The organism is Pseudoalteromonas sp. ABV4_021, assembly GCF_056159365.1.
The window spans coordinates 492,830-518,907 of record NZ_JBSWVB010000002.1 but is presented as its reverse complement, the minus strand read 5'-3'; the positions used below and the strand labels follow the sequence as shown (position 1 = coordinate 518,907).

Here is a 26,078-nt window from a genome sequence, read left to right as displayed (position 1 = left end):
CGTTTAAACCCGTCAATATGCAGTCTATCTTAGGCATGTTGCAAAAATGAATTGAGTTGCTACATTGCCTAAGCAACCAATAAAAATGGACCCTTTTTTATGAGTAAAATAATAAAAACTACGCTGTTAGCAGGATTAGTCAGTTTGAGCGTAGGCCCAGCAATTGCCAGTGACAATGCAACTTGGCAATATGAAGATGTGTTTAACATTGAATATGCAGCATCACCTCAAGTTAGCCCAAGTGGTGACAGTATTGTTTATGAGCGTCGCAGCATGGACATTATGAGTGACAGTACACGCATCAACTTGTGGCAGTATAATCTCAGCAGCAATGCCCATACGCCGTTGCTTTCAGGTAAGGCACAGTATCGCATGGCACGTTTTTCACCGGATGGAAAAAAGCTGGCGTATATTTCAAATGAAGAGGGCGATAATCAGCTTTATGTGCGTTGGTTGCAAAGTGGCGACACGGCTCGCGTAACGAATGTAGAACATGGCATAAGTAATATAAGTTGGTCACCAAATGGTCAATGGATCGCGTTTTCTATGTTTAAACCACAAGAAGCGAAAGGTATTTTTAGCGAAATGCCAAAGAAACCAAAAGGGGCTAATTGGGCCGGTACTGCAAAGTATATTGATCAGATGAGTTATCGTAGCGACGGACGTGGGTTTTTACCCCATGGCTATCGCCATATTTATGTTGTGCCAGCAGAAGGCGGTACGCCTCGTCAAATCACTACAGGCGATTTTCACCATGGCGGCAATATTGCGTGGAGCCAAGATGGTGAGCAGATATTTATCAGTGGCGACCGCCACCCTGATTGGCAAGATAGACCTCGTGAGTCAGACATTTACCAAATTAATGTTGCTACGGGCGAAACCACTAATGTGACAAAGCGTGAAGGTCCTGATGCTGCGCCGGTGATGTCGCCAAATGGTAAAAAAATTGCGTATTTGCGTTTTGATGATAAAAAACTATCGAGCCAAAACAACGACATTTTCATCATGAACAATGACGGTTCTGATGTTGAAAATTTAACAGCGAAACTCGATAGACCAATAGGCAATCCTAAGTGGGATACAAAAGGCCGTGGTCTTTACTTTAGCTATGACGATTTTGGCCAAAAATACGTAGGTTACGTCAATCTGAAAGGAAAAATCACAGAGAAAATTGCCAAACTGGGCGGTCAGTCTTTAGGGCGTCCGTATACTTCGGGTGAATTTGCGGTAGTAGATACGAATGAACTGGTTGTGACACTAGCCAATGCCAATCGACCTGCCGACCTTGCGATGGTTAAAAAGGGTAAAACGCGTAAAGTTACCTCATTAAATGAAGATTTACTCGCCCATAAAACAACCGCTAAAATGGGTGAAATCACTGTTAAATCAACGGTTGATGGTCGTGATATTCAAGCTTGGTATGCGCTGCCACCTAATTTTGATAAAAATAAAAAATATCCGCTGATTTTAGAAATTCACGGTGGTCCACATACTGCTTATGGTCCAAATTTTAGTACCGAAGTGCAGTTAATGGCTGCAAAAGGCTATGTTGTTGTGTGGGCAAATCCGCGCGGCAGTACGTCTTATGGTGAAGATTTCGCGAATCTTATCCATCACAATTATCCTTCGCAAGATTACAACGATTTAATGGATGTTGTTGATGGCATGGTTGCGAAACCGTATATTGATAGTAACAACTTGTTTGTGACGGGGGGCTCTGGTGGCGGTGTTTTAACTGCTTGGATTGTGGGTAAAACTGACCGCTTTAAGGCCGCGGTAGTGGCTAAGCCTGTGATTAACTGGCTGAGCTTTGCTTTGACCGCGGATGGTTACTCGTATTTTACAAAATATTGGATGCCAGGTATGCCATGGGATCATGTTGAACATTTATGGGCTCGTTCGCCACTTTCGTTGGTTGGCAATGTCACCACGCCAACAATGTTATTAACTGGCGAAGAAGATGTGCGTACGCCGATGAGCGAAACTGAGCAGTATTATCAAGCATTACAACTGCGTAAAGTGGATTCGGCAATGGTGCGTATTCCTAAAGCAAGTCATAGTATTGCGGCAAGGCCAAGTAACTTGATCCAGAAAGTTGGCAATATAATGGCGTGGTTTGAAAAATATCGCACCGAATAAAGTGTGTTTTAGGTAATAAAAGTCCCGAAATATCGGGGCTTTTTATTGATTAATTAACTGGGGTTAACACATTAAATTTATTTATTAGCAAGTGTTTGAATACGTGTTTCGGCTCCTGAAACAACATCGTTGATGATTTGTTGTACCGACTTAACCTCATGAATAACCCCTTGCGATTGACCGATAAATTGCACACCGTTTTCTAAATCGCCATCGATGGTTGCAGCTTCAAGCTTTTCGGTAGCGGCACCAAATAATGACAACATTTTGATTTTATCAAACTGGGCTATCAAGCCGACAAGCAGTTTCCACAACGGCATATCAACCATTTTTGCTGCTTTAAATGACTTAATGGTGGCGCTTAAAAAGTTCATTGGTTTTCTAGTGGCTTTTTGTGCTGCGGGTGTTTTCATTACGCGCGCATAAAGACCATCAAAATTCTTGGAATAAATGGTATCTGCGACGCGCTTTTCAATCACCGCATTTTTAACATTTTGGTGCACCGGGCTTTCAAGACTGGTTGCAAAACGAGAGCCCATTGCGACAGCGTCTGCGCCAAGGGCAAGAGCTGCCACTAAACCTCTACTGTCGGCAAAACCACCTGCGGCGATTACAGGAATATCCACAATATCGACAATATTGGGTACTAAACATAGCGATGTAACTTCGCCGCCGTGAGCGGCTGCTTCATGTCCGGTCACAAGCAGTGCGTCTACCCCTGATTTTTGTGCAGCAAGGGCATGTTTTTCAGTCACCACCGTGGCGATTACTTTACCGCCATATTGCTTAGCGCCTTCGACAAGCCAATCACCTTTACCAAGAGAAAAGTTAATCACAGGTACTTGTAGCTCGAGTGCGATTTTGGCGTTTTGCTTCGCGCCAGGCATCATTAACGTAATGCCAATCCCAAATGGCTTATCGGTAAGCGAGCGAATTGTTGCAATTGCATCTCGGGTTTGTTGTTGGCTAAGTGGACCTGACGCCAAAATACCTAAACCGCCGGCATTACACACGGCCGCGACTAATTCTGGTGTTGAAATCCAGCTCATGCCGGGTAATACGATTGGGTGTTCAATGCCAAAAAGTTCGGTAATGCGTGTTTGCATAGGTATTGCCTGCTTAACTGGTCAGATGTGTTAGAGTTTACAAACTATTAACCCAAGATGGAATAGTTTTCGGCAATAAAAAGGCCTGCAATTGCAGGCCTTTAATAAGCTGACTTAACGAGTGTTATTTACACACACCATTTGCATTGGTGATACGGAAGCGAAGCTGCGTATCATTATAGTCGCCATCGCCACCAGTATCGTCACAGTTTATGTAACCTGTGTTATTGCTACCTAAAATGGTTTCACAACTACCATACTTCCACGTACGGTTATTTTCTTTAAACTTGTACGTTATCGAGAACGTATTGCCACCTGTTAGTGTAGCGCGTTCTACCCAACTGCTTGTATTTTCTGGGTATTGCCAATTGGATATCGCAGTACCATTAGAAAGCACTTTATACGCTTGTTGATAATCAGCGCTACGTTTGTGGGCAAATGCAATACTGGTACCTGGTGCAAAAGTTAAGCCATTACCAGATTCTGTAATACATTGGGCTAATGCTTTCGTTACGTTGATGTTCACCTGGCTTGAAGCTGTGCCACCTTTGCCATCACTAATACCGTATGTAACGACCACTAGACCTTCGTAATTTTCAGGTGCTTGATAACGTACTGTACCGTTACTGTTAATTGTTGCAATACCGTGGCTGGCACTAACACTTGTTACGGTTAGGGTATCGCCATCAGGGTCGTTGTCGTTACCAAGTACATTAATTGACGATAAACGCTCACCTTGCGTTACCGATGCTGAATCTGGGTTCGCAACGGGTGCTTGGTTAGTCGAAAGTACTGTCACTTCAAGTACCGCTTGTGCTGTACCGTTGGTTTTACCATCGCTCACGGTGTAAGTAATACGTGCTTTACCAACCCAGTTTGCAGGTGGAGTAAAGGTTATGGTGTTATCACTGTTTATCTGTGCTACGCCAACGTTTGCAACAGCGTTTGTAACGCTAAGGGTATCGGAGTCTTGGTCGCTATCATTTGCAAGCACATTGAAGCGTGTTAGCGACGTATCTTGATCAATTGTTGCAACATCGTTATTTGCTGACGGCGCGTTGTTTTGTTTAACACGTACATCTACTAAAGCACTGTCAGTTAAACCTTCAGGATCTTTGATGGTGTATGTAATCCAATCTTGACCATGGAAGCCAGCATCTGGTGTGTAGGTCAGGTTTTGGTTGCTATCAATTACCACGGTACCGTGATTAGCAACCGCAGAAATCAGCGTTAAATCATCACCGTTAAGATCTGAGTCGTTCCATAGTACATCAACGTTGTAAAGTGGTGTGTCTTGGAATGCTTGAATGCCATCATCTACAGCCACCGGTGGTTGATTTACTGAGTTTACAACTACCGTAATAGAACCAGTTACTGAACCACCGTTACCATCTGACACTGTGACATCAATTTTCGCAGTGCCAACAAAGTCTTTGGTTGGTGTAAAGTAAATAATGCCATTTCCATCTACTGAAACGGTACCGTCATCAGTTGATACTGAAACCGGCTTAGCGTTGTCGCCATCTTTATCTTCAATTTTATCGAGAATATTAATCGCGTTATTTTTTGAGTTTTCATCAACAGCAAGTGATGCTGGTTGCATTGTAGGCGCATCGTTAACAGGCATTACATCAATTGTAATGTAGCCAGTCGATTGGTTTTCGCCATCAGTGATGGTGTACTCAATGCCGACTTCGCCATAAAAATCAGCATCTGGTTTGTAATTAATAAGATTACCGTTAACCGTCACTTTGCCTTTTGCAGTTGTTGCCGATACTAACGAAATTGCTTGGCCGTCTGGGTCTTCATCATTTTGCAGTGCATCAAAGCCAGTAACTGATTCATCTTCATTGATTGAAAGGTAATCACTACGTGTAATTGGTGCATCATCAAGTGGTTTTACGGTTACTTTTACAAGACCTTCTGCTGTGCCACCTTTACCATCTTCTACTTGGTAAGTGATGGTATCGTCACCGTAGTAATTTAGGTTTGGTGTATAACGTAAGCTACCGTCTGATTTTACCTCTACGCTACCGTTTAACGCGGTAGCCGATACAGCTTTTGCAGGATCTTCATCAACATCTGAAATATGTTGAGTTAAATCAACGACATTATTTTTAGAGTCTTCATCAACTTCAATGATTTTTTCAGTTGTTGTTGGGTCGTCGTTTACCGCATTTACCGTAACAATAACCACTGCACTGTCGCTTAATTCACCATCGTTAATGGTGTAGCGAATGGTATCTTTACCAAAGAAGTTGTCGTTTGGCTGGTAACTTAGCGTGCCGTTAGTATTGATAGTAACAACACCGTTGTCAGACTCAGCTTGAGTTACTGTTAATGTATCGTTGTCAGGATCACTATCGTTTGCTAGCACATCAATTACATCGATTTTCTGGTCTTCATCGGTTTGTGCTTCATCGTTATTTGCGTTTGGTGCATCCGTTTCACCTGTTACAAGTACATTGATAATACCAACTACCGAACCACCGTTACCATCGACTACCGTATAGCTAATCTGATCGCTACCAGCATAATTTTCTTTTGGTGAATAGCTAAGTGTGCCATCAGGGTTAACGCTTACTTCACCGTGGTTAGCTGTGGCATTTGTTACCGTTAACGTATCACCATCCACATCATCGGTATAAGGGCTGGTATCAACAATCTCGTTTTCACTGTCTTCTGCAACCGTTAACGAAGCAGTTTCTGCGGTAGGTAAATCATTAACAGGTGCCACTGTTACAGCAATCTTTGCGTTTAATTCCGTTTCACCATCGCTTACCACGAAAAGGATTTCATCGTCACCAAAGTAATTTTCAGTTGGTTTGTAAGTGAACTGTCCGTTACCGGCATCAATTAGCTGGCCGTTTGTTGCAACTGGGTTGCCAATAATTGAAAGTGCTTCACCTTCTGGATCAGTTACGCCTTCAAGTAAGTTAATATTGGTAATCTCAACATCTTCTTTTGTTGTAAGCGTGCGTTCTGTTTGACGTGGTTCGTCATTTATAGCGGCAATCTCAACGGTAACTTGGCTCGTTGCTACACCACCTCGACCATCACTAATGCTATAAATGATAATGTCTTTACCATTGTAATCAGCGTTTGGTTGGTAGTTGATACTGTTGTCGTCGTTTACAGTCACTACACCGTGTAATGATGTGGGCGTACCTAAAATAACCAGCGGATCGAAGTTTGGATCTTCATCATTTGCGATAACGGCAATTGATTCAGCGAACTCATCTTCATTGATTTCAAGGGTATCTGGGTTTGCGATTGGCTCGGCATTGTCATCGTCATTAATAAATACATTGCCAACCACTTTATCTACCACTAACGCAAAGCTTTCAGACTGCTCAAACTCGTCATTCGTGAGTGTTGCTACTTTTACAAGTACAGTATCTGTGTTTTCAGGTAACGTAATATCTTGTGTTGAAGCAAGTAATACTGTTTGCCAGCTCTGGCCTAAGTCAAAGCTTACCTCTACGGTTGTGTCGTAGTCTTCTTGTGCAAGCGCATTACCGTCAACTAACTGGAACGGGAAGCTAATTTCGCGTTCTACTTTGCTATCTAACGTAACCTCAAATGTGGTTGTAGCACCTTCTGACACAGGATCTGGCATTGCTATAACCGACATTACTTGTGGTTTTGGTGCTGTGCCGTCGGTTACTGATACAGCTTTAGCGTGTTTGCTGGTTTCTTCGAACCATGCAGATAGCTCATAAGCTTCATTTTCTTCAACGCTATCATCAACTAAAGACGTTACTTTAATTAATACATTTTTAATCTCAGCTGGTACGTTAACTGATTTATTTTCAACCAGCGACATTTCTTGCCACGTAACGCCGTTATCAAGTGAAACGTATCCTGAATTCAAGAAGTCGTCATTGGTGGTATCATTTAAACCAATCACATTGAAGCTGAGTGATTGCGTTTTCTCTAACTTACGGTCAAACACAACATTGAAAGTGACTTCTTCACCTTCCATCATTGGGTTTTTATCAGTGCTGATAAAATCAATTACCGCATTTTTAGGCGTCGCATCAATAAGTAATACTGGCGCTTCAATTAAATCGAGTTGCTCTTGCTGAGTCCATGCATGTAGTTGCAGGGTTTCAATTTCTTCGTCTGCGTGTTGATCTTTAATAATCGATACGCGAACAAGGAAATCTTGCGTATCTTTCTCAAGCAAGAATGAATTTGCTGCGCTAAGGTCGATTGTCTGCCAGAAAGCGCCATCGTCAAATGAGAATTCGGCTTGAGGATCAAAATCGTCATTTGCTGTTGCATCGTCTGACTTTAGTTCTACAAACACGTTTTGTGTCGTGACTACTTGTTTATCTAAACTTAACTCAAATACCGCGTAGTTACCTTCAGAAACTTCATACTCTCGCGGCGCATTTTCGATTAAGCGTGCCGGTATAGAATTTGGATTATCCAGAATTTGCGCTGCAATAGTATCTTCATTAACGCTGAAGTTATAGGTTTCGGTGTCTTCTGCTTCTTCGTCTGTTAATGTTGCAACCTTAACCTTAAACTGATTAATTCCTTCTGGAATAGTGATTTCCAACTCATTGGTAATCGTTGCGGTTGTCCACGTGCTGCCGTTGTCAGTACTGTAGTTTACCTCGGTAGCATAGTCTTTATTTTGTATTGCAGAGTCATCTTTCAATGCAAGCTTATAAACAGCAGGTGCACTGGTTGCTTCCGCTAATACTACTGTAAATAGGTGTGGTTCACCCTCGGTTACTTGTTTTGTATCAAGGAAAATGCCAGCTACTTCTGGTGCAGTTTGCTGAACTTCATTGTCGATGATAAGCGCTTGTGCTTTACGGTCGATGCCGTCGTCTTTACCCCAAGCTGCAAGTACTAGCTGCTCTTGTTGTTCGTCAAGAGTGTCGTTAGCGGTTGTCACTTTTACATCAAAACAACGCAATCCTCGTGGTACTGCAACCGTGGCAGTGTTCGATAGGTCAATTTGTGTGTTAAATGTGATACCTTGATCGAAGCTGATAAAGGCAACGGGTTCAATGTCAGCAAGCACCGCAGTGTCAGGGTTTACTTCTAAATAATAGTCTTGTGTTTGTGTGGTGGTGCCGTCTAAGCACACATTGAATAGTGCTGAGTTACCTTCAGATACTTTAAATGGCGTTGCCGTAATGCTACTTACTTCAGGGAAGTCATCGCTATTTTCGGTGCGATCTGAAATGGTAACTGTTGTTGTTTGTGTATCCGTGCCACCGCTAATTAAGTAGGCAGTTAAATTGAAATCTTCGCTGTTTTCTACTTCATCGTCGCGCAAAGTATGTACGCGAACATCCACATATTCAGTGCCCTCAGGAATAAGAGGGCGTTGTTTTGATGATAAATCGTATTCCATTGGCCACGTAACGCCGCCATCAAGCGAGATTTCTGCATTTGGATTGTAGTCACGTTGAGCGGTTGCCGCGCCATCATTTAAACGCAAACGCAGTTTTGCATCATCATTAAGTGGTTGATTAAACTGAACTCTAAAGGTTACAAATTCACCTTCTTCTACATTACTATCGAGCGCAAAAACCGAATGCACCGCGTCTTTTGCTAAATCAAGATCTGCGTCTTCGTCATGAATGCGGATAATTTCAAATTCATGATCAGATTGGTCAGCACGGTGCCATGCATTAAGCTTTAATGCCTCAAAACCTTCGTCAATATCATCTTCAAAAGATTCAAATTGGATATCAACATAGCGACCACCTGGTGGTACCAAAATTTCTTTGCGCGAAGATAGGTTTACGTTTTGTACAAAGGTTTCACCGCGGTCGAATGAAATATTCGCATTGGCTGAAAAGTCATCGCCCATCGTAGCCGAAAGTGCATCAAGCTCAAGGTTTAGTAAAGTTGGTAGTACTAAATCTTTATTGAACTTCAAGCGGAATTTAATGGTGCGGCCTTCTTCAACAAGGTCATCACTATGACGTGAATAAACTGCGTTGACGCGAAGATCACCTTGGTTAGTTGATGGGTCGAGAATATCTTGATTAAGTGTTAGGCGATCCGACAGTGTATCTCTGTGCCATGCTTCGAGCGTGAAGTATTCTGTATCCTCATCTTTGCCGTCATCATTTAAATCAAGCAAAATATCGATATGACGACCACCTGGCGGCACTGAGATCTTTTGTGGGCTGGCTAAGTCCACTAAATACGGATAGCTTTCGCCACGGTTAAATGAAATAAACGCTGTGGTATTAAAATCTTGCCCTTTTTGTGCGGTACCGCTGCTTAATTTTAAGTTTAAATCTTTGTCATCATCGAGGATTTTGTTGAATTTAACGCGGATGTGCGCTTCATCACCTTCTTCAGGGCTTTTATCTAGGCTGTAAATTGCACTGATTTTATAGTAGCTGTCTTCACCACCAGAATGATCTGAACCATCACTGCCACAGTTAGCCGATGCTAAATCGGTAAAACGGTGAGCACTGGTTGATAAATAGCTAAGTGATGATTTACCCATGTCGTAAGCGAAAAACTCAGAGCCACCTAAATTATCCTGACGTGAAAAAATGAGTTCGCCTACCTGGTTTTTAGCGGCCCCTGTCGCTAATGTTAGGTTATGCTGGTTAACAATCTCAACGGTTAACGCTGTTGTATCAACGCGATACAAACTGTTTTTACTGACCAAATATAAGTTGTCGCCAATAAAGGTTAAATCACCCCAGTTTTTATCTTGTTCATTGCGAAAGCCTGTAAGCTCTCCATAAATTGCGACATAGCCTGTCGTTGGATCTATGGTGAATAAGGTATCGTCGTGTGCGGCCCACAGTAAATTTTGGCTCGGATCGCTTACCAAGCGGTAAGTGAATTTAGTTTTACCAACCTGATGATGTGAACCCGAGTTAATATCATAATATGCAAGATAACTGTGGCCATTATTTTGTGGAACTGAAACATAGTATAAACGCTGTGATGCTTGATCGAGTGCGATTGCGGCAGAATCATACAGCGCGATTGAGTTTGACAGGCTTTGACCTGTGTATTCATCGAGCTTGTGAATAACACCTTGGCCTGCATCACTAGCAATACCATAAATCGGGCTGTGGCATTGTGAATAGGCCGAAAAACCTGACGTAGCAAGAGCTGCACATACAAGGGTTCTGACAGCGTTTAGTTTCATAGGGGGCTCCAACTGGCTAACAGAGTAAAATATAAGGAAATCTTTTCCGAGATTTTACGTTAAGTTGAAACGTAATGAAAATGTTTGTCGTAAAAAATGATTAGAAAAATATTACACTCTATAACAGAAAAAATTTCTCTAAGTTCTTTAGATACTTAAAACCAAAGCCAGTAAGCTTAGGGGGAGTAGGGCAGGCGTGTACATAATAGTGACTGTATATAATGATGTGTCGACTTTAGCTATAGCAAAAATGTAAATAATCAAATACAGAAACCTTAATTTCTATATGGATATTTTTAATCGCTAATTTATTGATTAGTTGCTCGTTATCGAGCAAGCAGGGAATACTAGGGTCTGTTGATCTTTGCTGTTCTATTTTTGTTCTGTTTGAGCGTGCTTTTATCGCGGCGCTCGATGTGTGGCCTAGTAATCTAAGCGAATATCGAGCAACAATGAGAAAAGTGCGCTCAAAAGAACCGTTCGGCAGCGCTTGATTGGCTTTTCTACTGTGTTATCGGCTGGCTCACATAGAATAACTATGCCACGCAGCCTCTGCCTTGTATAAAACCCAATCAAACTGCTGCAAAAACGAACTTGAAAGGTCAACAGACCCTAGGTGTTTTACGAAGGTAGATTGATTGTTTTAAACGTAATTTTTCACTCTACGAAAAGATATAGGTGTTTAGTCTTTAGCGAATAAGTAGCGCTTGACGCGCTACTTATTGCGTTTTTTCCAACCATTAAAGCGTGCATGAACGCCGCGAGTAAGTGAGGTAAAATAGTCTTCTAGCACGTCTACACCGTATAAAATGCCGACAACTAAAATACTCAATTTAATTGCGCCTAGTTCGCCCGAAATATCAATCGCAACGCCTATTGCGGCGAGTACCCAAATAGTTGCAGCTGAGGTAACGCCAACCACAATACCGTCTTTAGCAAGCATAACACCGGCACCTAAAAAGCCAACGCCAGTGACAATTTGACCGATAATACGCGATGTATCAGTGACATTATTATTCAGTGAGTTTGACGCGGCGATAAACATGTAAGTACCAAGCACAATAAGGGCCGATGTTCTAATACCCACAGGCTTGCCGCGTAATTGACGTTCTAAGCCAATAATAAAGCCGCAACAAATTGCAGCGCCAACTTTTGTCCATTGAAATGGGCTTATTGATAAATAGCTAATAATATCCAATTGTTATCCGTATTAATTACGTATTCGCATCAGTTTGATGCTGTGGTTTAGGGTCAATTAATGTTTCATCAAGCAAACGAGTGATCAACAGCTGATCGACTCGAATGCCATCTATGTCTACTGCTTCAAATTTATAACCTGCATGGGTGACAAAATCCGCGCGCTTTGGAATGCGCTTCATCTTGTAAATAATAAACCCTGCTGTTGTTTCGTACTGACTTTCATCAGGGAATTCATCAATTTTAAGTAACTTCATTAAATCAACTATAGGTGTTGCACCATCAACAAGCCACGAGTTCGCGTCGCGCTTAACAATTTGCTCTTCACCATCAAATTGCACTAAATCCCCCATGAAACAACTCATTAAGTCTTTAATAGTGACAACGCCAACGATTAACGCGTATTCATTTACCACCACAGCAAATTGCGTCGATGCCGATTTAAACGCGTTGAGCGCTTCCGATAGCGTTAAGGTTTCGGGTAAGTAAACAACCTCTTTAGTTAAAATATCGGGATTAAGGTGTGCTTTACCCGTTTCAAGAATTTGTTTAAGAATTACTTTAGATTCAATTGTGCCAACAAGCTTATCTAACTGACCATCACATACTAAAAATTGATTGTGCGGATGAGCTAGAATTTTGCTGCAAATACGCTCACTATCTTCGTTAATATCAAAAAAGACAATCGATTCGCGCGTCGTCATAACCGTTGGCAAAGTGCGTGCTTCTAATTCAAACACGTTACCAATCAAACGATACTCTTGCTGTTGCAATGAACCATCTTGTGCTCCAGCTTCCATTACCGCCACAATGTCTTCCGTTGTAACGATTTCTTCTCGCTGGGTCGGTAGCTTAAAAATCCGCAGCACAATATTGCTAATGCCATTAAATAAAATCACAAAGGGTGTTAGTGCAAGTGTTAACCAGTTCATTAAGTTAACCACTCGTAACGCAACCGTTTCAGGCATAATCATGGCAATGCGTTTAGGCAATAGATCAGCAAACAGAATAAACAGCGATGTAATAATCAAAAACGACAGCAAAAAGCTAATTTGTCCCGCTAAATCACCGGTATACACTAGGCTAACAAGCTCTGATGTGTAAGGTGTTAAGGTTTGCTCGCCAATTATTCCGCCAAGAATGGCAATCGCGTTTAACGCGATTTGGATCATCGCAAAAAATCCGCCGGGTTGTTCTTGTAACTTAAGCACAGCATTCGCATTTTTACTGCCTTCGTCAGCCATAACACGTAACTTAATTTTACGGGCGGCAGCAATGGCTATCTCCGACATAGCGAATAACGCGCCGAACAGAATAAGCAAACTAATACCCAATAAATCACTCATTTTATTCTCCAACTAGATGTGAGCATAATTGACCAATTCGCGTTACGAGTTAATTTTGACACAGTCCGGTGGAGAAGCAGCAATCAGGTATTAGTTGCTGTATTTTCACGCCTTGGGTGACGCTTTTAGTGCTTTCAGCGGTGTTTTTAGGCTTAAAAACATGCGAATTGGAACTTATCTGAAAGGTGATAAAAGCGCGCAATTATTATGCAAAACAAAGCGCGCTGCAATCTATTTTTTAATAATTAAATTTTCATTAATAAACAATGTATTAAGGGTGCTTTTGCGGGGCGCTATTAAAAACTTTTCCCGCAATAAGTCCGGCAATAAAACCAAAGAAATGACTGCTCCAACTCACACCCGGAATAAATTGCGTAAGCGAATAAATTACACCTGCGTATAAAAAACAGATGATAATGGCGAGGATCAGGTTAAAAATATTTCGGCTAAATATGGCATTGCTTAGAATATAGGCAACAAGGCCAAATACCATGGTACTTGCACCCGCGTGGTACCCGTCAAAGGCAAAGACCCATACAGCGCTACCAGCAACAATTGAAATAAATAAGTACACTAATATAAAGCGCTTTAATCCTTGTTGTAATGTAATAAACGCAAGCACTGCGAGCGGAGCTGCGTTTGATAATAAATGCTGCCAGCTGTGATGGATCCACGGCGCAAAGATAATTCCTGCTAAGCCGTTTAGCGTTCTGGGGTATATACCTAAACCCGATACCGCGCCTTGGCTAATGGCATTTACGAGTTGCACACTGAACAAAATAGCAAGTAGTGCAAAAATAATTCTTATAGGCTGCTTTATATGCATGATGCGTTTTATGCGTAGTTATGTACGTTGTTTGATTTGTAGTAACTCACTCTATCGTTTTCAATGGTATTGGCAACCACTAATTCTGAATGTTGGCTAAATGCTGCTTTGCCATTTGCTTTTTTAAATGGCGTTTTTGCGCCTTTTGCACGTGTTTATATATCCACCTGGTTAATTTGGTCATTAATTCAGGGGGAAAGTCATGCCCCATGCCATTGATGGATTTTAATTTTGAACGTTTAATTGCTTGTGCCGTTTGATAGCCCGCTTGAACAGGAATAACTGGATCGTGCTCACCGTGAATAACAAGTGTAGGCACTTTGATCGCAGCTAATAAGTGCTTGCGATTTTGGCTTGCCGCAATCGCAGCAAGTTGTCGTTTTATGCCATTGGGGTTGAGGCTGCGCTCTATATTCTGTTTGGCTTGTTGATACAGCGCTTGCTCATTTTGCGGGAAATTAGGACTACCGATCAGCTGATTTAATTTTACCGTGTAATTTATAAATGCATCTTTACATACGCTTTTGGGTTGATGTTTAGCGAGTGTAAACAACACCTTTAAGCCTTGTTTAGAAAGGGGAATATTGTAAGACGAGGACATAATAGAGGTTAGGCTAAGCACTTTCTTTTTATGCTTAGCTGCAATAATTTGCCCAATCATACCGCCCATGGATGCACCAACTATATGGGCTTTTTTAATTTTAAGTGCCTTCATCAGCCCAACAACATCATATGCCATATCATCAAGCGTATAGGGTGCTAAGGCTCCTTTATTGAAGGGCTTTGTTAACCAAATCTTTAGCAGGTTAGGGTTGCCACATTGATCAAAATGACTTGAAAGCCCCACATCGCGATTATCAAATCGGATCACCCGCAGCCCTTTTTGTGCTAATCCGTAATAGAACGGATCTGGCCAAACCGTCATTTGTGCACCTAAACCCATAATGAGAATAACTGCGGGGTGTGTCGGGTCGCCGTAGTCTTCATAGTGGAGGCGCACACCACTTTTTAGTCGTACACTCGGCATAAGTTACCGCTAATTTGGCAATATAACTGTAAAGTATCAAAGCTAGTTTTCAGATAAATGACAACGCGATAGCACGCTAGGCGTTAGCGATTACTAATGTTTTATATTGATTTAAAAGTGTTTTATTTTACACTAACCTTAAGTTTACAAAGGCGTAGGTCTGGGCATGCAATACAGAATACTATTAATTGGGTTGTTGTTAAGTGTTGCAAGTTGTAAATCGACCGTCGATGTAAAATCGCCCAGAGCACTGGAAAAACTCTCTAAGCAAATTGAACAAAACCCCCATGATATTGTTGCCATCGCCAAAGGTGTTGAACAATCAACAGCCGCTATTGAAACGGATACGCGCCGAATAAGGCAACTTTTTGATGAGCTAGATACCATCATTAAACGTATTTGGGGCAATAAACACAGCTCGCTGCCAAGTAATAAACGCTATGTAAAGTATTCAAACAATTATCAAGCGCGCGCTATTGTCGATTTTGAAAAAGGCACAGTAAAAGTAGAAACCATTGCTACAAAAAAAACAGCTTCAAAACTGGCACAGGCAGTGTTTGAAACACTACTAACAACCGACGATCCGTCAACAACCGATATATTTTCAAGTAATGTCCCCAACCTAAGTGGTGAGCCATTTTTATATCCGCAAGTTCGCGACCATGACGGCGAATTAGTGCGCTTTGAATGGCGCGCAAGGCGTTACGCAAATTATCTGGTGGATCACTATACAAAGGTAGAGCACGATGACAACCGTCAGTTTAGTTCTGTAAGTTTTAAACTCGTTAATGAACATCAGCATTTACGTCATTTAAAGTACAGCAATGCGGTGTTAGCTGCAGCTAAACGTTATAATATTGATGCTGCACTTATTTATGCGGTGATTGAAACTGAGAGCGCGTTTAATCCGTATGCGGTAAGTCGTTCTAATGCGTATGGTTTAATGCAAATAATACCTGCAACTGCAGGGCGAGATGTATTCAAACTTGAAAAAGGAAAAGCTGGGCAACCAAGCAAAGCACAGCTTATGCAGCCACACTATAATATTGATATTGGCACCGCTTACTTAAAGATTTTAAACACCCGTTACCTAAAAGCTGTGGCGAATAAAAAAAGTCGAGAATATACGGTTATTTCAGCCTACAACGGTGGCGCGGGCAATGTGTTAAAAACCTATCACAGCAATCGCGATACCGCGATTAAACTGATTAATCGACAAAACCCACATGCGGTGTATCAACGTTTGCGCTATCACCACCCACGTCAAGAGTCCCGCAGATATCTAGAGAAAGTAACAAACGCAAAACAGAAATATGACTAGCTGCGGTTTGATAATGATAACAAGGTTCCTGCGCTGATAAATACAGATCCGGTTAATCTGTTAAAAACACGCATTCTGTTATTGCGATACAACCAATTTGACGATTTAACGCCGAGCAATACGTAAAACATTAACCAGCTTAACTCTAACAACATAAAGGTAATGGCGAAGATACTGTACTGACTAAGCAAAGAGTCATTTGGATTGATGAATTGTGGAAACAAGGCAGTGAAAAAGACAATTGCTTTAGGGTTACTTGCACCGACAATAAAGCCCTGAAAAAAGTTATCTGTTAGTAACCGTTTGTTTGATGAATTGGCTGCTACTTTTGCTAAATTATCCGCTTTTGAGCGAAACGACTGAACTCCCAAATAAACCAAATATGCAGCACCTAAGTATTTTACTAGTGTGAACGCAAGCTCCGATGTTGCGATAAGCACGCCTAATCCGGTAAATGAAAGCGTAAGAATAAGAGTAATAGCAATTAAACTGCCAAGTGCAGCAATAAAACCGCCGAGCGTGCCGGAACTTACCGCGCGTGTCATACAAAATAACGCGCTTGGCCCAGGTGATGCGGTTAGCACCAACACCGACAAAAAGTACATAACCCAGGTATTTATATCCATTGTTATTCCTAAGCGGTTTTTGTTTAAGTTAACAGGTAATTTGCAGTGCGGTAATTAAAAATTTTGCAGTATTTAAATTTTTCAACTTTAACAATTTGAATTATCTAAAAATGGCCTTATTAAAAGAATATGGATAAACGTAGCGTACACATAATAAAAACACTCTTACTGCTGTTAGTTGTAATATCAGCGCTGCTGCCATTTAATTTAACCCGCACGTTAATCTCCGAGCGGCCTCAACCGGCAATGCGTGAAGCCGCATCAAAGTTGGTTTCACACAACAAATATATTCGTAAAAACACAGCTTATACTTTCACTACCAAACTTCAGTTTAAAAGCTTGTTGCAATTTGTTGCCACACGTTACGATTATGTGCCCCCTTTTATTAGCTTTTTAAAGCGCGATACCTACCTCTTTAACAAATCTTATAGCCATATATAACGCGTCCTTTGTCACTAAATTTAAATTTTTAAAAGGAAACGTTATGACACAAGCAATCACACTTTTTGTGCTAGTTTTTGTTTGGGCATTTTTAATGTTTTTGTTTTGGAAAATGGTTGGTTGGGCGAAAAAACGCAAAACCGGCGCGTATGTTTTTGGGGCATTAGTTCACATGGTGTTACCTGACCCAAAAATTGAGCAAACCGTTGCCATTGTAAAGCAGCAAAAAGAACAAAAAGCCGAAGCAAGTGACGAGCAAAACGAGAAATAATGTAAGCCAGCATTTGCTGGCTTTTTTGCGTAAATACAAAATTACCGTTCGTTAGGTGTTTAACACGTTTCAAAACTCTGTTTGCCTACCCAATTAAATGTTCGTTTTTACAATGCATAAGCGCTATTCTTGTATAAAGAGTGTGAAGTTAATAACTTACTTCAAGTAATAAAAAGTAGCTGTTGTTTAAACTATGATTGAACCTGTTTATAGCGTGACATTAAAACATAATCTTGTGGTCGTTAAGATTGCAGGTGATTGGGATATTCAAGCTGATATTGGTTATTTAACCTTGCTTGATGAAACCATTTCGCGGGTTAAAAATGCTCCTTGGGCGCTCTTTGCCGATTTACGTGGATGGCGAGTGTCTGAAGAGGTTATTAACTATAAACATAACAAAACGATTCAACTTGCAAGAAGCAATCAAATAGCGGAGTGTTGGCTGGTTGATAGCAAAGAGCAAGGTCAGCACATTCAACATCATATTGAAAATACAAATATTCCGTTTCTTAAAGTCACTACAGAACAAGAAGCAGAAAGTTGGCTTTCGCAGTATGACTGCAACATCTAATCTACTTAGCAATCTAAACTATGTTTAATGGGTTTTGGGAGTATTCCAAACTCAAGACATGTCACATTTTATTAAAGCCGATTTTCGACGAAGCTGATAATGTGTTTTTGAAAAACTTCCTTACTTAATACGTTTCTACATATCACTAAATTTTGTGTACAGTAACTTAATCTCTAATTGAGCGGTTACGTTTATAAAGAATGGTCAAGAAAATTTTAATAACTAAGGCAACACGCTAGTGTATACCGAACGGCGTACACGCTGGTTTTTTCGTGTTTTCAGTATCGCTACTGCACTGGGGCTGTTAACCATGTTAGATGGTGATTATTCCTATCGCGTTCAGGGTAACGAAGTCATAGTCAATGCGACTGAGCAGCCTTTTAAATTTTACACAAGCGCTATTATTGACGGACTTTTGTTCGTTGTTTCAACGTGGATAGGGTTCTTTAGTAAAGATAGACCGACTATAGGCAAGCGCTAATGGGTTATTACATGCTTTTTGTTAATGTGGTGTGTTTGTGTATGGCAGCTTGGTTACTTGTAAGGCGCATACGGTTTCGTTCAAAAGCCAACATTTATAAAGGTGTCGTAATCGATTTGGTAATCAGAAATCATGATGGCGTATCTAACGGTGCACGCAATAAGCATTTGTTAATTGAATACTTCGATAATCACGAAAGAAGAGAATTCTTATGTGAAGATGCGGTGATTGCAGCTTTTTATCATATAAACGATAACGTTGAAGTGTTGGTAGGTGAAGAAGGCAAACATCCACGTGTACGCATCAATAACGTATTTTCACATGCTTTGCCTTCTATCGTGCTCATTATTATTGGGTTAGGCAGCTTACTTGGCGCAAATTCAATTTTTGGTTGGTGGAGGTGAAGTTTAAAGGTTGTTCTAAATTGCCGCTATTGCTTTTATCGCTGGGGTTTACAAAGCATTCCTTATTAGCCTGTTAAATGGAGCTTGGATTTAATTTACAACCACTCATTACGCTTTGGTGTATTTTTAATCAAATTGTTACTCCTTTGTCACTTCAAAATCACTTAATAGTAATACGTTAGCTATAAAGTTTTATTTGGTCTAGACCAATTTAAAAGTCAAACTAACAGGAATTACTATGAAAACAAAAAACATGTCGTGCAGTTACCCAATAAAGCAAATCGCGAAAGTGTTGTTGTTGATTGCTGGTGTGGCAATGTCCACTTCTGTCTTAGCAAAAACACATTCATTGCTGATAGCCGTTGATGGGTTACGTGGCGACGGTATTGAAAATGCGCATACTCCTAATCTTGATAACTTGATTAGTGGAAATTGGGCGAATGGCTATAACACCGCATTTGCACATTATGCGCAAACTATGAAGGACGCAGCGCCAAACAGTGGTCCTAATCATGTGGGTATTATGACAGGGGTTACATCAAGTAAAAGTGGTGTAACAGGTAATAATGATGTGGCAGGGGGCAATTATGCCACGTACCCACATTATTTAACCTTATTAGAGCAAGCAAACCCAACACTTAACACTGCGTATTTGGTGACTTGGAGCACCGATATGCAAATTACCAATAGCGCAGACGTAAAAATAGATGCAGATGATGCAACGAATACACAAAATGCGATTGATATCATTAATGGCACTTTTACAGCGTCAAATTGGCAGCACGGGACTAATGTCGATGCATTATTTCTATTTCTCGATGACGTAGATGGTGCAGGGCATGCATGTTGTTTTGCGGCGTCAGATGACGGTTACATTAATGAAATAAACGATGTTGATAGTCAAATTGGTCGCATATTGGCTGCCATTAAAAATCGTCCTAACTTTGACAGTGAAGATTGGCAAATTGTTCTGACATCTGATCACGGTGGACGTGGTTCATCGCACGGTATTCATGCAGCAGATAACTATACGATTCCATTTTTAGTGTCATCTAAAACCGCTAAACAAGGGTATTTAGCGGGCGTTCCTCATAATTATGATGCAGCGCCTACAGTACTTGCCCACCATGGTTTAGCGGTGCCGGAAAATATGGATGGTGCTGTGCAGGGTAACTTATTGCGTGTTGTTAACGATAATGGCATAAAGCAAGACCTTAAAACCTATTTACCATTTGATGGCAACTATCTTGATGCATCAGGTAATTCGCTTCACGCTCAAGTAGGCGGGGGCACACCAAATTTGCAAGCGGGTGGTAAGTTTGGTCAATATGTAAAGCTTAACGACGACAAAGAATACCTGACACTAGGTAAACCAACAGAATTGGATTTTGGCTCAGATACAAACTTTACCTTGATGACTTGGTTTAGAGTGAGTGGCGACCAAGCCGGCGATCCCGTGATTGTTGGTAATAAAAACTGGGCAAGTGGGGCTAATCGCGGCACATTATTACTTGCTAACGAAGGCAATGGCGATGACTTTGGCATTAATTTAGCGTCATCAGGTGCTGACAGAAAAGACATCGATCCAATCGATTACAGCTTTAATGGCTGGTGGTTACTGGTTGCAACGTTTGACCGTAACGGTGTTGCCACTATGTACGCGGGAAGTCCAACGGGGGAGCTTAATATTATCGCTGGTGATATTGCTAATGTGGGTGATATTAACTCAGAGCTTAATTGGAATATTGGGCAAGATGGTACCGGTAATTATACTTATAATTTAAAAGCCGATTTGGATGATTTTGCCATGTGGCGCCGTGCGCTAAGCCTTGATGAAGTGCGCACTATTTATAACAAAGGGCAAGGTACTGAATTAAACACCCTACTTAACAATGTGCAAAATCGCTATTTAACCCAGCAATCAAACATTCAAGTTGGTCAAGATGTGTCTTTGGTGATCACAACCGAAGTTAACGGCGAAACGTGTGGTTTGGAATGGGATAACAACCGCTTTTTTAATGAGCGTAATGCAAAATGGGATTGTACTGGCAATGCCGATCCAATGACGTTTACAGTTACGGGCATCACTAACGATGGCAACAAATTAATTGCTGATGGTTATTTAGTCGCCAATGGTAATAAAGGCGCATTTGAATGGGATTCATCTAAGCATGCTAATGAACGCAATGCAAAATTTGATGAAAACTCATCGGGTGACTTAATCTCAATTTGGCTGATGAATGAAAGTAATCAAACACGTATTGTCACCGAAGCAAGCGGCCAGACATGTGGCTTGGAGTGGGATGCATCTAAACTTAGTAATGAGCGAAATGCCAAGTGGGATTGCACACCAAATATGGACACATTTCGTATTGAACTACTCTAGTTAACACTAACCCATTACCGCTTTGGTAATGGGTTAGTGAATTTTATCTCTTTACAGTATTACGTGCTATTGATGTTGTAAGCCGCGTTGTAGTCATCGATTTACAAGGCGTTTTAATTATGACCGCTTATTACGTTTATTTACACAATGGTTTGAATTAGAAAAGAAAATCACCGTATTATTGGCACCTATTTTATTTAAAAGGACTTTCTTTTGAACAAGCTGATTGTCATAAGCACGGTATTATCAAGTATTGTGCTTGCAGGCTGTGAATCGACGCCTGAAGTAAAACCACGCATGGCGCGATTTAATAGCTCCGAAGTTAATAGCCAACCTTTCCATTTTAACATTACCGCAGGCTCTGATAGCTCAAACCAAATCGCCATAAATAAAAATAAAAAGAGCGAACGAGATAATACGCTGCGTTTCTCAGCGGCGATGACACTAGGTAAAGGTTTTGAGGCACGTTTTGTTGATAACGGTGAAAATCAAGTTAGCTTAAAATACCAAATGTTAGGCGCACCGCTTGAAGAGAAAAAAGCGGGCAACCTGTCGTTAGCTGGCAGCCTTGGTTATATTTGGGCTAAGCGCAGCGAAAGCGCTACAAAGCAATATAATGATTGGTCAATGGAACAAAAAAGTTATGATTTGTCGCTGATTGCAGGGTATCGCTTTAATCGCCAAGCGTTGTTGTACGGTAGTGTGTTTTATCAAAATGGTGATGTAGAGGGTAAATATTATCTAATCGAACACTATGATGTGGCGCAAAATAAAACCATTAATGAGGGCTGTGGCTGGGATAAAACCTGTGTAGGGTCTTACTTTTCAGACAAAGGTAATGCGTATGGCTTAAGTTTGGCGTTAGAGTATGAATTGTTAACTTGGCTCGCAGTCACCGGAGAAATTGTGCATCATCGTGCCGATTGGTTTGAACGCACTAATAATGAGACTGGTGCTCATTTAAATGTAGAGTTTAGGTTTTAAAAAGGCTGCAGATGCAGCCTTTTTATATATGGTTAGTCCTGAAAGTAACTTTCTAAATCGTCTGAGCCACCAATGTGCTTACCACCAATAAAGACTTGTGGCACGGTTTCTCGCCCCGACATAGCTTTTAAGCTTGTTAACGTTGCGTCTTTACCCAGAACAATCTCTTCATAATTAAAGCCATGCTTATCGAGTAATCGTTTTGCATTTTGGCAATATGGGCAGTTCGGTTTCGTAAATAATGCAACAGGCTTTGGTTTAACCGCATTAGGGTTAATGTAATCAAGCATGGTATCGGCGTCTGATACTTCAAACGGGTCGCCGTCTACTTCTGGTTCAATAAACATTTTTTCAATTACGCCATCTTTTACCAGCATCGAGTAACGCCAACTGCGCTTGCCAAAGCCAATCGCGCTTTTGTCAACAAGCATACCCATGCCGTGGGTAAACTCACCTGTACCATCTGGAATTAAGCGAATATTGTCAGCTTCTTGGTCATTTGCCCATGCTGACATAACAAAGCTATCGTTAACCGATACACATAAAATATCGTCTACGCCATTCGCTTTAAAGGTATTGGCAAGTTCGTTAAAGCGTGGCAAATGGGTTGATGAACAGGTTGGTGTAAATGCACCGGGTAGTGAAAATACCACCACTGTTTTGCCTTTAAATAAGTCATCTGTTGTTACTGTTTGCCATTCGTTGTTAGCAAAAATTGGTAAAGTGACTTGTGGTACTGATTGTCCTGAAATATCTTTCAACATGGTACGCCCTTCTAATATCTGTATTTTTTAACTGAGCTTAGTATGCCAATTAACTAACTTAAGCTCTAATGGATTAAATGGGTGTAATTAATCTATTTAATCGATGGTTTGACTTTAATTTACCTAAGCTAAAACCTTAACGACGTTAATTCTAGCTAAACACCACATGATTTATAACAGCGATTGATGTAAGCCACTAAGTTAGGCTTTTGCTCAATCGCTGCTTTTATTGGCGTTTCAAGTTTTCCATTTAATAGATTGGTCAATGTTGCATAGGCAGCGCAGTCATATTGAGTCATGTAATCAGATACAAAGTAAGGTTTTTCTCCCAATAAGTTAGCCAAATGCGCTACTGCTTCAATTGCAAAATCATATATTTGCGTTCTTGAATGCCGCCCAAGTCCTTGCGCATAAATGCTTTTAATTAAGTTCTTTCTTACTAAATTTGGCACAAAGAGTTTGAGAATCCCGGGCATTTCAGAAAATAACTCGGCTTTAGTCGTCGGCCAAAACGCGTCATCAACCCAGCGGCTGTAAACTAAGCACCAATACAACTTCTCTTCAATTAATTCTTTAATCAAATAACCGAGTGCATGCTGCTCGTCGCTCAGTGAAGCATCAAGTTGCGCGGTTTGATCTAATTGCGCGAGAATAATATTTGAATCGGCAACTAATTCATTGTTGATCAATGCCACGGGAAACTTCTTTTTTGGCATTTTTTCTGAATCAATACGATATTTGACTTGGTATTCTATCTTGGCCAATTTGCAGTAAGCTTCAAGCTTTAGCGCAAATGGACTCGCGTTGGTAAGGCCAAAAGCGGGCGGAAACTCGTAGAGTGTTATCATAATTACTGTCCTTGTTGTTTATAGGGTCTGTAGATCTTTGCTGTTCTACTTTTGTTCTTTTTGAGCGTGCTTTTATCGCGGTGCTCGATGTGTGGCCTAGCAATCTAAGCGAATGAGAAAGTGCGCTCAAAAGAACCGTTCGGCAGGGCTTAATTGGGTTTTCTACTGTGTTATCGGCTGACTCACATAGAATAACTATGCCACGCAGCCTCTGCCTTGTATAAACCCCATCAAACTGCTGCAAAAACGAACTTGAAAGATCCACAGACCCTAATAATAATGACTTGTTTGTCAGGCGGTGTCAGTAGTGATGTTTATGTATATTTAATGACCAGACTAACTGATAACGCTTCAAAAATCTCTAAAACCATGATTGAATTAAGCAAAAAAGCAAACACTACTTATGTCTGACATTATTTTACTGATTGAAAATAACGCACAAATTGCTTTAAGCCTGATTGTTGTGCTGATTTTTATTATTCTTTTTAAACAGCATCAACAAAAAGAGAATGCGGTTACGGATAATATAGCAGGGCATGCACACCTAAAATTATTCGAAATAACGGCTAACCAACTTCTGGTATTTCAAACGTTATTGGGCGAAATGATTTTTCGTCATAAATCTGAAATCGCTGAACAGCTAGATGCAGCATCAAAAGCCTTTTTAGAAGATACAAATGCTGCGGTAGAGCTCAATAACCCAAATAAAGAGCTTCAGCTTAAAAAAGAATTTCAGGCACTTATCAGCAATACTCGGAAGACGGTTCAAGATGACCAATTAATAATAAGCTTGGCGGTTAAACAAATAGAAATGCTGGCGTCAAATGATCTCACTTTGTGTGTGCTTAATATTCAAAGTAAAGTGACTGCAATGTTGTTGCATACAGATGCATACCTGAATCATTTATCGAACATAGCAGAAAGCCCATTTGATTCGCGTTTGCAAACAAAGTTAGCGCTAAGTGATGATGATCAAACTGTGCTTTTAGCATTAATTGATGAATTAAATGCACAGTTTAAGCAAGAGAAAAAACGTCTGCTAGCGAGTAAGTAAGGAATATGGGGCAACCCTGTGTTTTGTAAACGACGTAATTAAAATAACTCGACAAAACACATGGGCCCGCACTAAATTGTACATTCAAAGTTTAAAGTAAAGACTTAAACCACAAGGTCAATTTGTTGTAATAAACCGACTTGTCCGTTATTACTCAAATAAAATCCCGACTGACGGACGGCGCCTTTAAGTTCACCGTCGTTACGAATATTAAGCGGCGTTTGGGCGTGCTGTAGCCCTATGGCGCCAATATTTGCCTCACTTAGCGATATAAGTTTGTCTTCCTTCTCACTTTTAACCCATACATGTAGCGACTGAAAAATACTGTCATTTTCATCAATAAAGCCGTTGTCGTCTTCATCGTATTGGCTAAGGTCGTTGAAGCCATTACCACTTAGCGCACCAAAAAGCTCGTTACCATTATCAATTTTGCCGTTATTGTTTCGATCAAGTGCTAAATAGCCAAACCCTTTGTCAAGATGTGCAATTTTATCTTGTTCACCATCAGCGTCGATATCAAAACCGTGTTCACTGGCACTTAACGAAACCGGCTTATTGGTAAAACTAATCACGAGAGGGTCTTTCATATTTATGGTTTCAATTGACCGTTGATACTCGGTATGAGTTTGCTCAAACGCCAACTTGGACTCAAACCTAATCTCCCGACCACTTTCAAGCTTGAGCTCTCCCGAAAGTTTTAGGTCGTTACTTTGATGTTCATGGTTTAGTCGTTCAACGATAACTTCGATAGGACCATCGGGTTGACTCGTGTCTGCTTCTATTGGTTGGCTTGCGTCGGGTTGTTCCATTTCGTTTTTGTCAAACCAATCAATTTCTTTGCCGGTAAGCTCTTGAATAAGTAATTTTAGAATATGAATTTTAGCATCATCTTCGAGTGAAATATCCTCTAAAGAATGTTCTACCTTCTCAACATTTGGTGCGCGTGGCGGGGTGATAGGAGTTTCTCGCCGCTCTGATTCAAATTCACTGACATACGTGTTTTCAAGTTTTACATTTGCGCTTTCAATTTTCATGTGTCATCCAATTACAATTATCCATAACTTGTCATCGGCAGTGAAAATTTAAAGTTGAGTGTTTTTTGAACATAAAAACCAAACCTTCGTTTATTAAAAAGT

General features: G+C 40.8%; 18 protein-coding genes. 8 read left to right on the top strand and 10 right to left on the bottom strand.

Features of this window, described 5'->3' with window-relative positions; all coding sequences use genetic code 11:
- Positions 1-99: 99 nt before the first annotated feature.
- A complete protein-coding gene (locus ACXAFE_RS16580) occupies positions 100-2,139 on the top strand; it encodes a S9 family peptidase (protein ID WP_475154991.1) in 2,040 nt (679 codons plus the stop codon).
- Between the two features lie 77 nt (positions 2,140-2,216).
- Here ACXAFE_RS16580 and ACXAFE_RS16575 read toward each other — a convergent pair whose 3' ends face one another.
- The 6 genes from ACXAFE_RS16575 to ACXAFE_RS16550 all read right to left on the bottom strand — a co-directional run bounded on the left by ACXAFE_RS16575 (position 2,217) and on the right by ACXAFE_RS16550 (position 14,791).
- Positions 2,217-3,245 carry an NAD(P)H-dependent flavin oxidoreductase gene (locus ACXAFE_RS16575; RefSeq protein WP_475154989.1) on the bottom strand — a complete coding sequence of 343 codons (1,029 nt, stop codon included), beginning with the start codon at positions 3,243-3,245 and terminating at the stop codon, positions 2,217-2,219.
- A 124-nt stretch (positions 3,246-3,369) separates the two neighbouring features.
- Positions 3,370-10,395, bottom strand: a complete 7,026-nt coding sequence (locus ACXAFE_RS16570) for an Ig-like domain-containing protein (protein WP_475154986.1) — start codon at positions 10,393-10,395, stop codon at positions 3,370-3,372.
- Between the two features lie 715 nt (positions 10,396-11,110).
- Positions 11,111-11,593 (bottom strand): MgtC/SapB family protein, encoded by a 483-nt coding sequence (locus ACXAFE_RS16565; protein ID WP_475154984.1) that lies wholly within the window; start codon positions 11,591-11,593, stop codon positions 11,111-11,113.
- 16 nt (positions 11,594-11,609) lie between these two features.
- Complete coding sequence (paeA, locus tag ACXAFE_RS16560) at positions 11,610-12,938, bottom strand: polyamine export protein PaeA (RefSeq protein ID WP_475154982.1); 1,329 nt, start codon at positions 12,936-12,938, stop codon at positions 11,610-11,612.
- A gap of 271 nt (positions 12,939-13,209) precedes the next feature.
- Positions 13,210-13,764, bottom strand: a complete 555-nt coding sequence (locus ACXAFE_RS16555; protein ID WP_475154979.1) for a rhomboid family intramembrane serine protease — start codon at positions 13,762-13,764, stop codon at positions 13,210-13,212.
- A gap of 79 nt (positions 13,765-13,843) precedes the next feature.
- The gene (locus tag ACXAFE_RS16550) at positions 13,844-14,791 is read right to left on the bottom strand and encodes an alpha/beta fold hydrolase (protein WP_475154977.1); all 948 of its coding nucleotides are present in this window, start codon (positions 14,789-14,791) and stop codon (positions 13,844-13,846) included.
- Positions 14,792-14,957: 166 nt separating this feature from the next.
- On the opposite strand from ACXAFE_RS16550, the gene ACXAFE_RS16545 reads away from it, so the two are divergent.
- Positions 14,958-16,112, top strand: a complete 1,155-nt coding sequence (locus ACXAFE_RS16545) for a murein transglycosylase domain-containing protein (protein WP_475154974.1) — start codon at positions 14,958-14,960, stop codon at positions 16,110-16,112.
- Here the strand turns inward: ACXAFE_RS16545 and ACXAFE_RS16540 are convergent.
- The gene (locus ACXAFE_RS16540) at positions 16,109-16,738 is read right to left on the bottom strand and encodes a LysE family translocator (protein WP_475154970.1); all 630 of its coding nucleotides are present in this window, start codon (positions 16,736-16,738) and stop codon (positions 16,109-16,111) included. The genes ACXAFE_RS16545 and ACXAFE_RS16540 overlap by 4 nt on opposite strands.
- 484 nt (positions 16,739-17,222) lie before the next feature.
- On the opposite strand from ACXAFE_RS16540, the gene ACXAFE_RS16535 reads away from it, so the two are divergent.
- From ACXAFE_RS16535 to ACXAFE_RS16515, 5 genes are all read left to right on the top strand, one after another.
- Positions 17,223-17,450, top strand: coding sequence for a hypothetical protein (locus tag ACXAFE_RS16535; protein ID WP_475154967.1), 228 nt, complete (start codon positions 17,223-17,225; stop codon positions 17,448-17,450).
- A gap of 193 nt (positions 17,451-17,643) precedes the next feature.
- On the top strand, positions 17,644-18,021 hold the full coding sequence (locus tag ACXAFE_RS16530) for a hypothetical protein (RefSeq protein ID WP_475154963.1): 378 nt from the start codon (positions 17,644-17,646) through the stop codon (positions 18,019-18,021).
- Between the two features lie 492 nt (positions 18,022-18,513).
- Complete coding sequence (locus ACXAFE_RS16525; protein WP_475154959.1) at positions 18,514-18,906, top strand: hypothetical protein; 393 nt, start codon at positions 18,514-18,516, stop codon at positions 18,904-18,906.
- A 238-nt stretch (positions 18,907-19,144) separates the two neighbouring features.
- The gene (locus ACXAFE_RS16520; RefSeq protein WP_475154956.1) at positions 19,145-21,292 is read left to right on the top strand and encodes an alkaline phosphatase family protein; all 2,148 of its coding nucleotides are present in this window, start codon (positions 19,145-19,147) and stop codon (positions 21,290-21,292) included.
- A 213-nt stretch (positions 21,293-21,505) separates the two neighbouring features.
- Complete coding sequence (locus ACXAFE_RS16515; RefSeq protein WP_475154952.1) at positions 21,506-22,276, top strand: hypothetical protein; 771 nt, start codon at positions 21,506-21,508, stop codon at positions 22,274-22,276.
- A 32-nt stretch (positions 22,277-22,308) separates the two neighbouring features.
- Here the strand turns inward: ACXAFE_RS16515 and ACXAFE_RS16510 are convergent, their stop codons facing one another.
- Positions 22,309-23,040 carry a glutathione peroxidase gene (locus ACXAFE_RS16510; RefSeq protein ID WP_010559376.1) on the bottom strand — a complete coding sequence of 244 codons (732 nt, stop codon included), beginning with the start codon at positions 23,038-23,040 and terminating at the stop codon, positions 22,309-22,311.
- Positions 23,041-23,195: 155 nt separating this feature from the next.
- Complete coding sequence (locus ACXAFE_RS16505; protein WP_475154950.1) at positions 23,196-23,888, bottom strand: glutathione S-transferase family protein; 693 nt, start codon at positions 23,886-23,888, stop codon at positions 23,196-23,198.
- A 403-nt stretch (positions 23,889-24,291) separates the two neighbouring features.
- Here ACXAFE_RS16505 and ACXAFE_RS16500 point away from each other — a divergent pair, with 403 nt between their 5' ends.
- Positions 24,292-24,942, top strand: a complete 651-nt coding sequence (locus tag ACXAFE_RS16500; protein WP_475154947.1) for a hypothetical protein — start codon at positions 24,292-24,294, stop codon at positions 24,940-24,942.
- Positions 24,943-25,046: 104 nt separating this feature from the next.
- On the opposite strand, the gene ACXAFE_RS16495 is transcribed toward ACXAFE_RS16500, so the two are convergent.
- Positions 25,047-25,976, bottom strand: a complete 930-nt coding sequence (locus ACXAFE_RS16495) for a hypothetical protein (protein WP_475154945.1) — start codon at positions 25,974-25,976, stop codon at positions 25,047-25,049.
- Positions 25,977-26,078 lie beyond the last annotated feature (102 nt).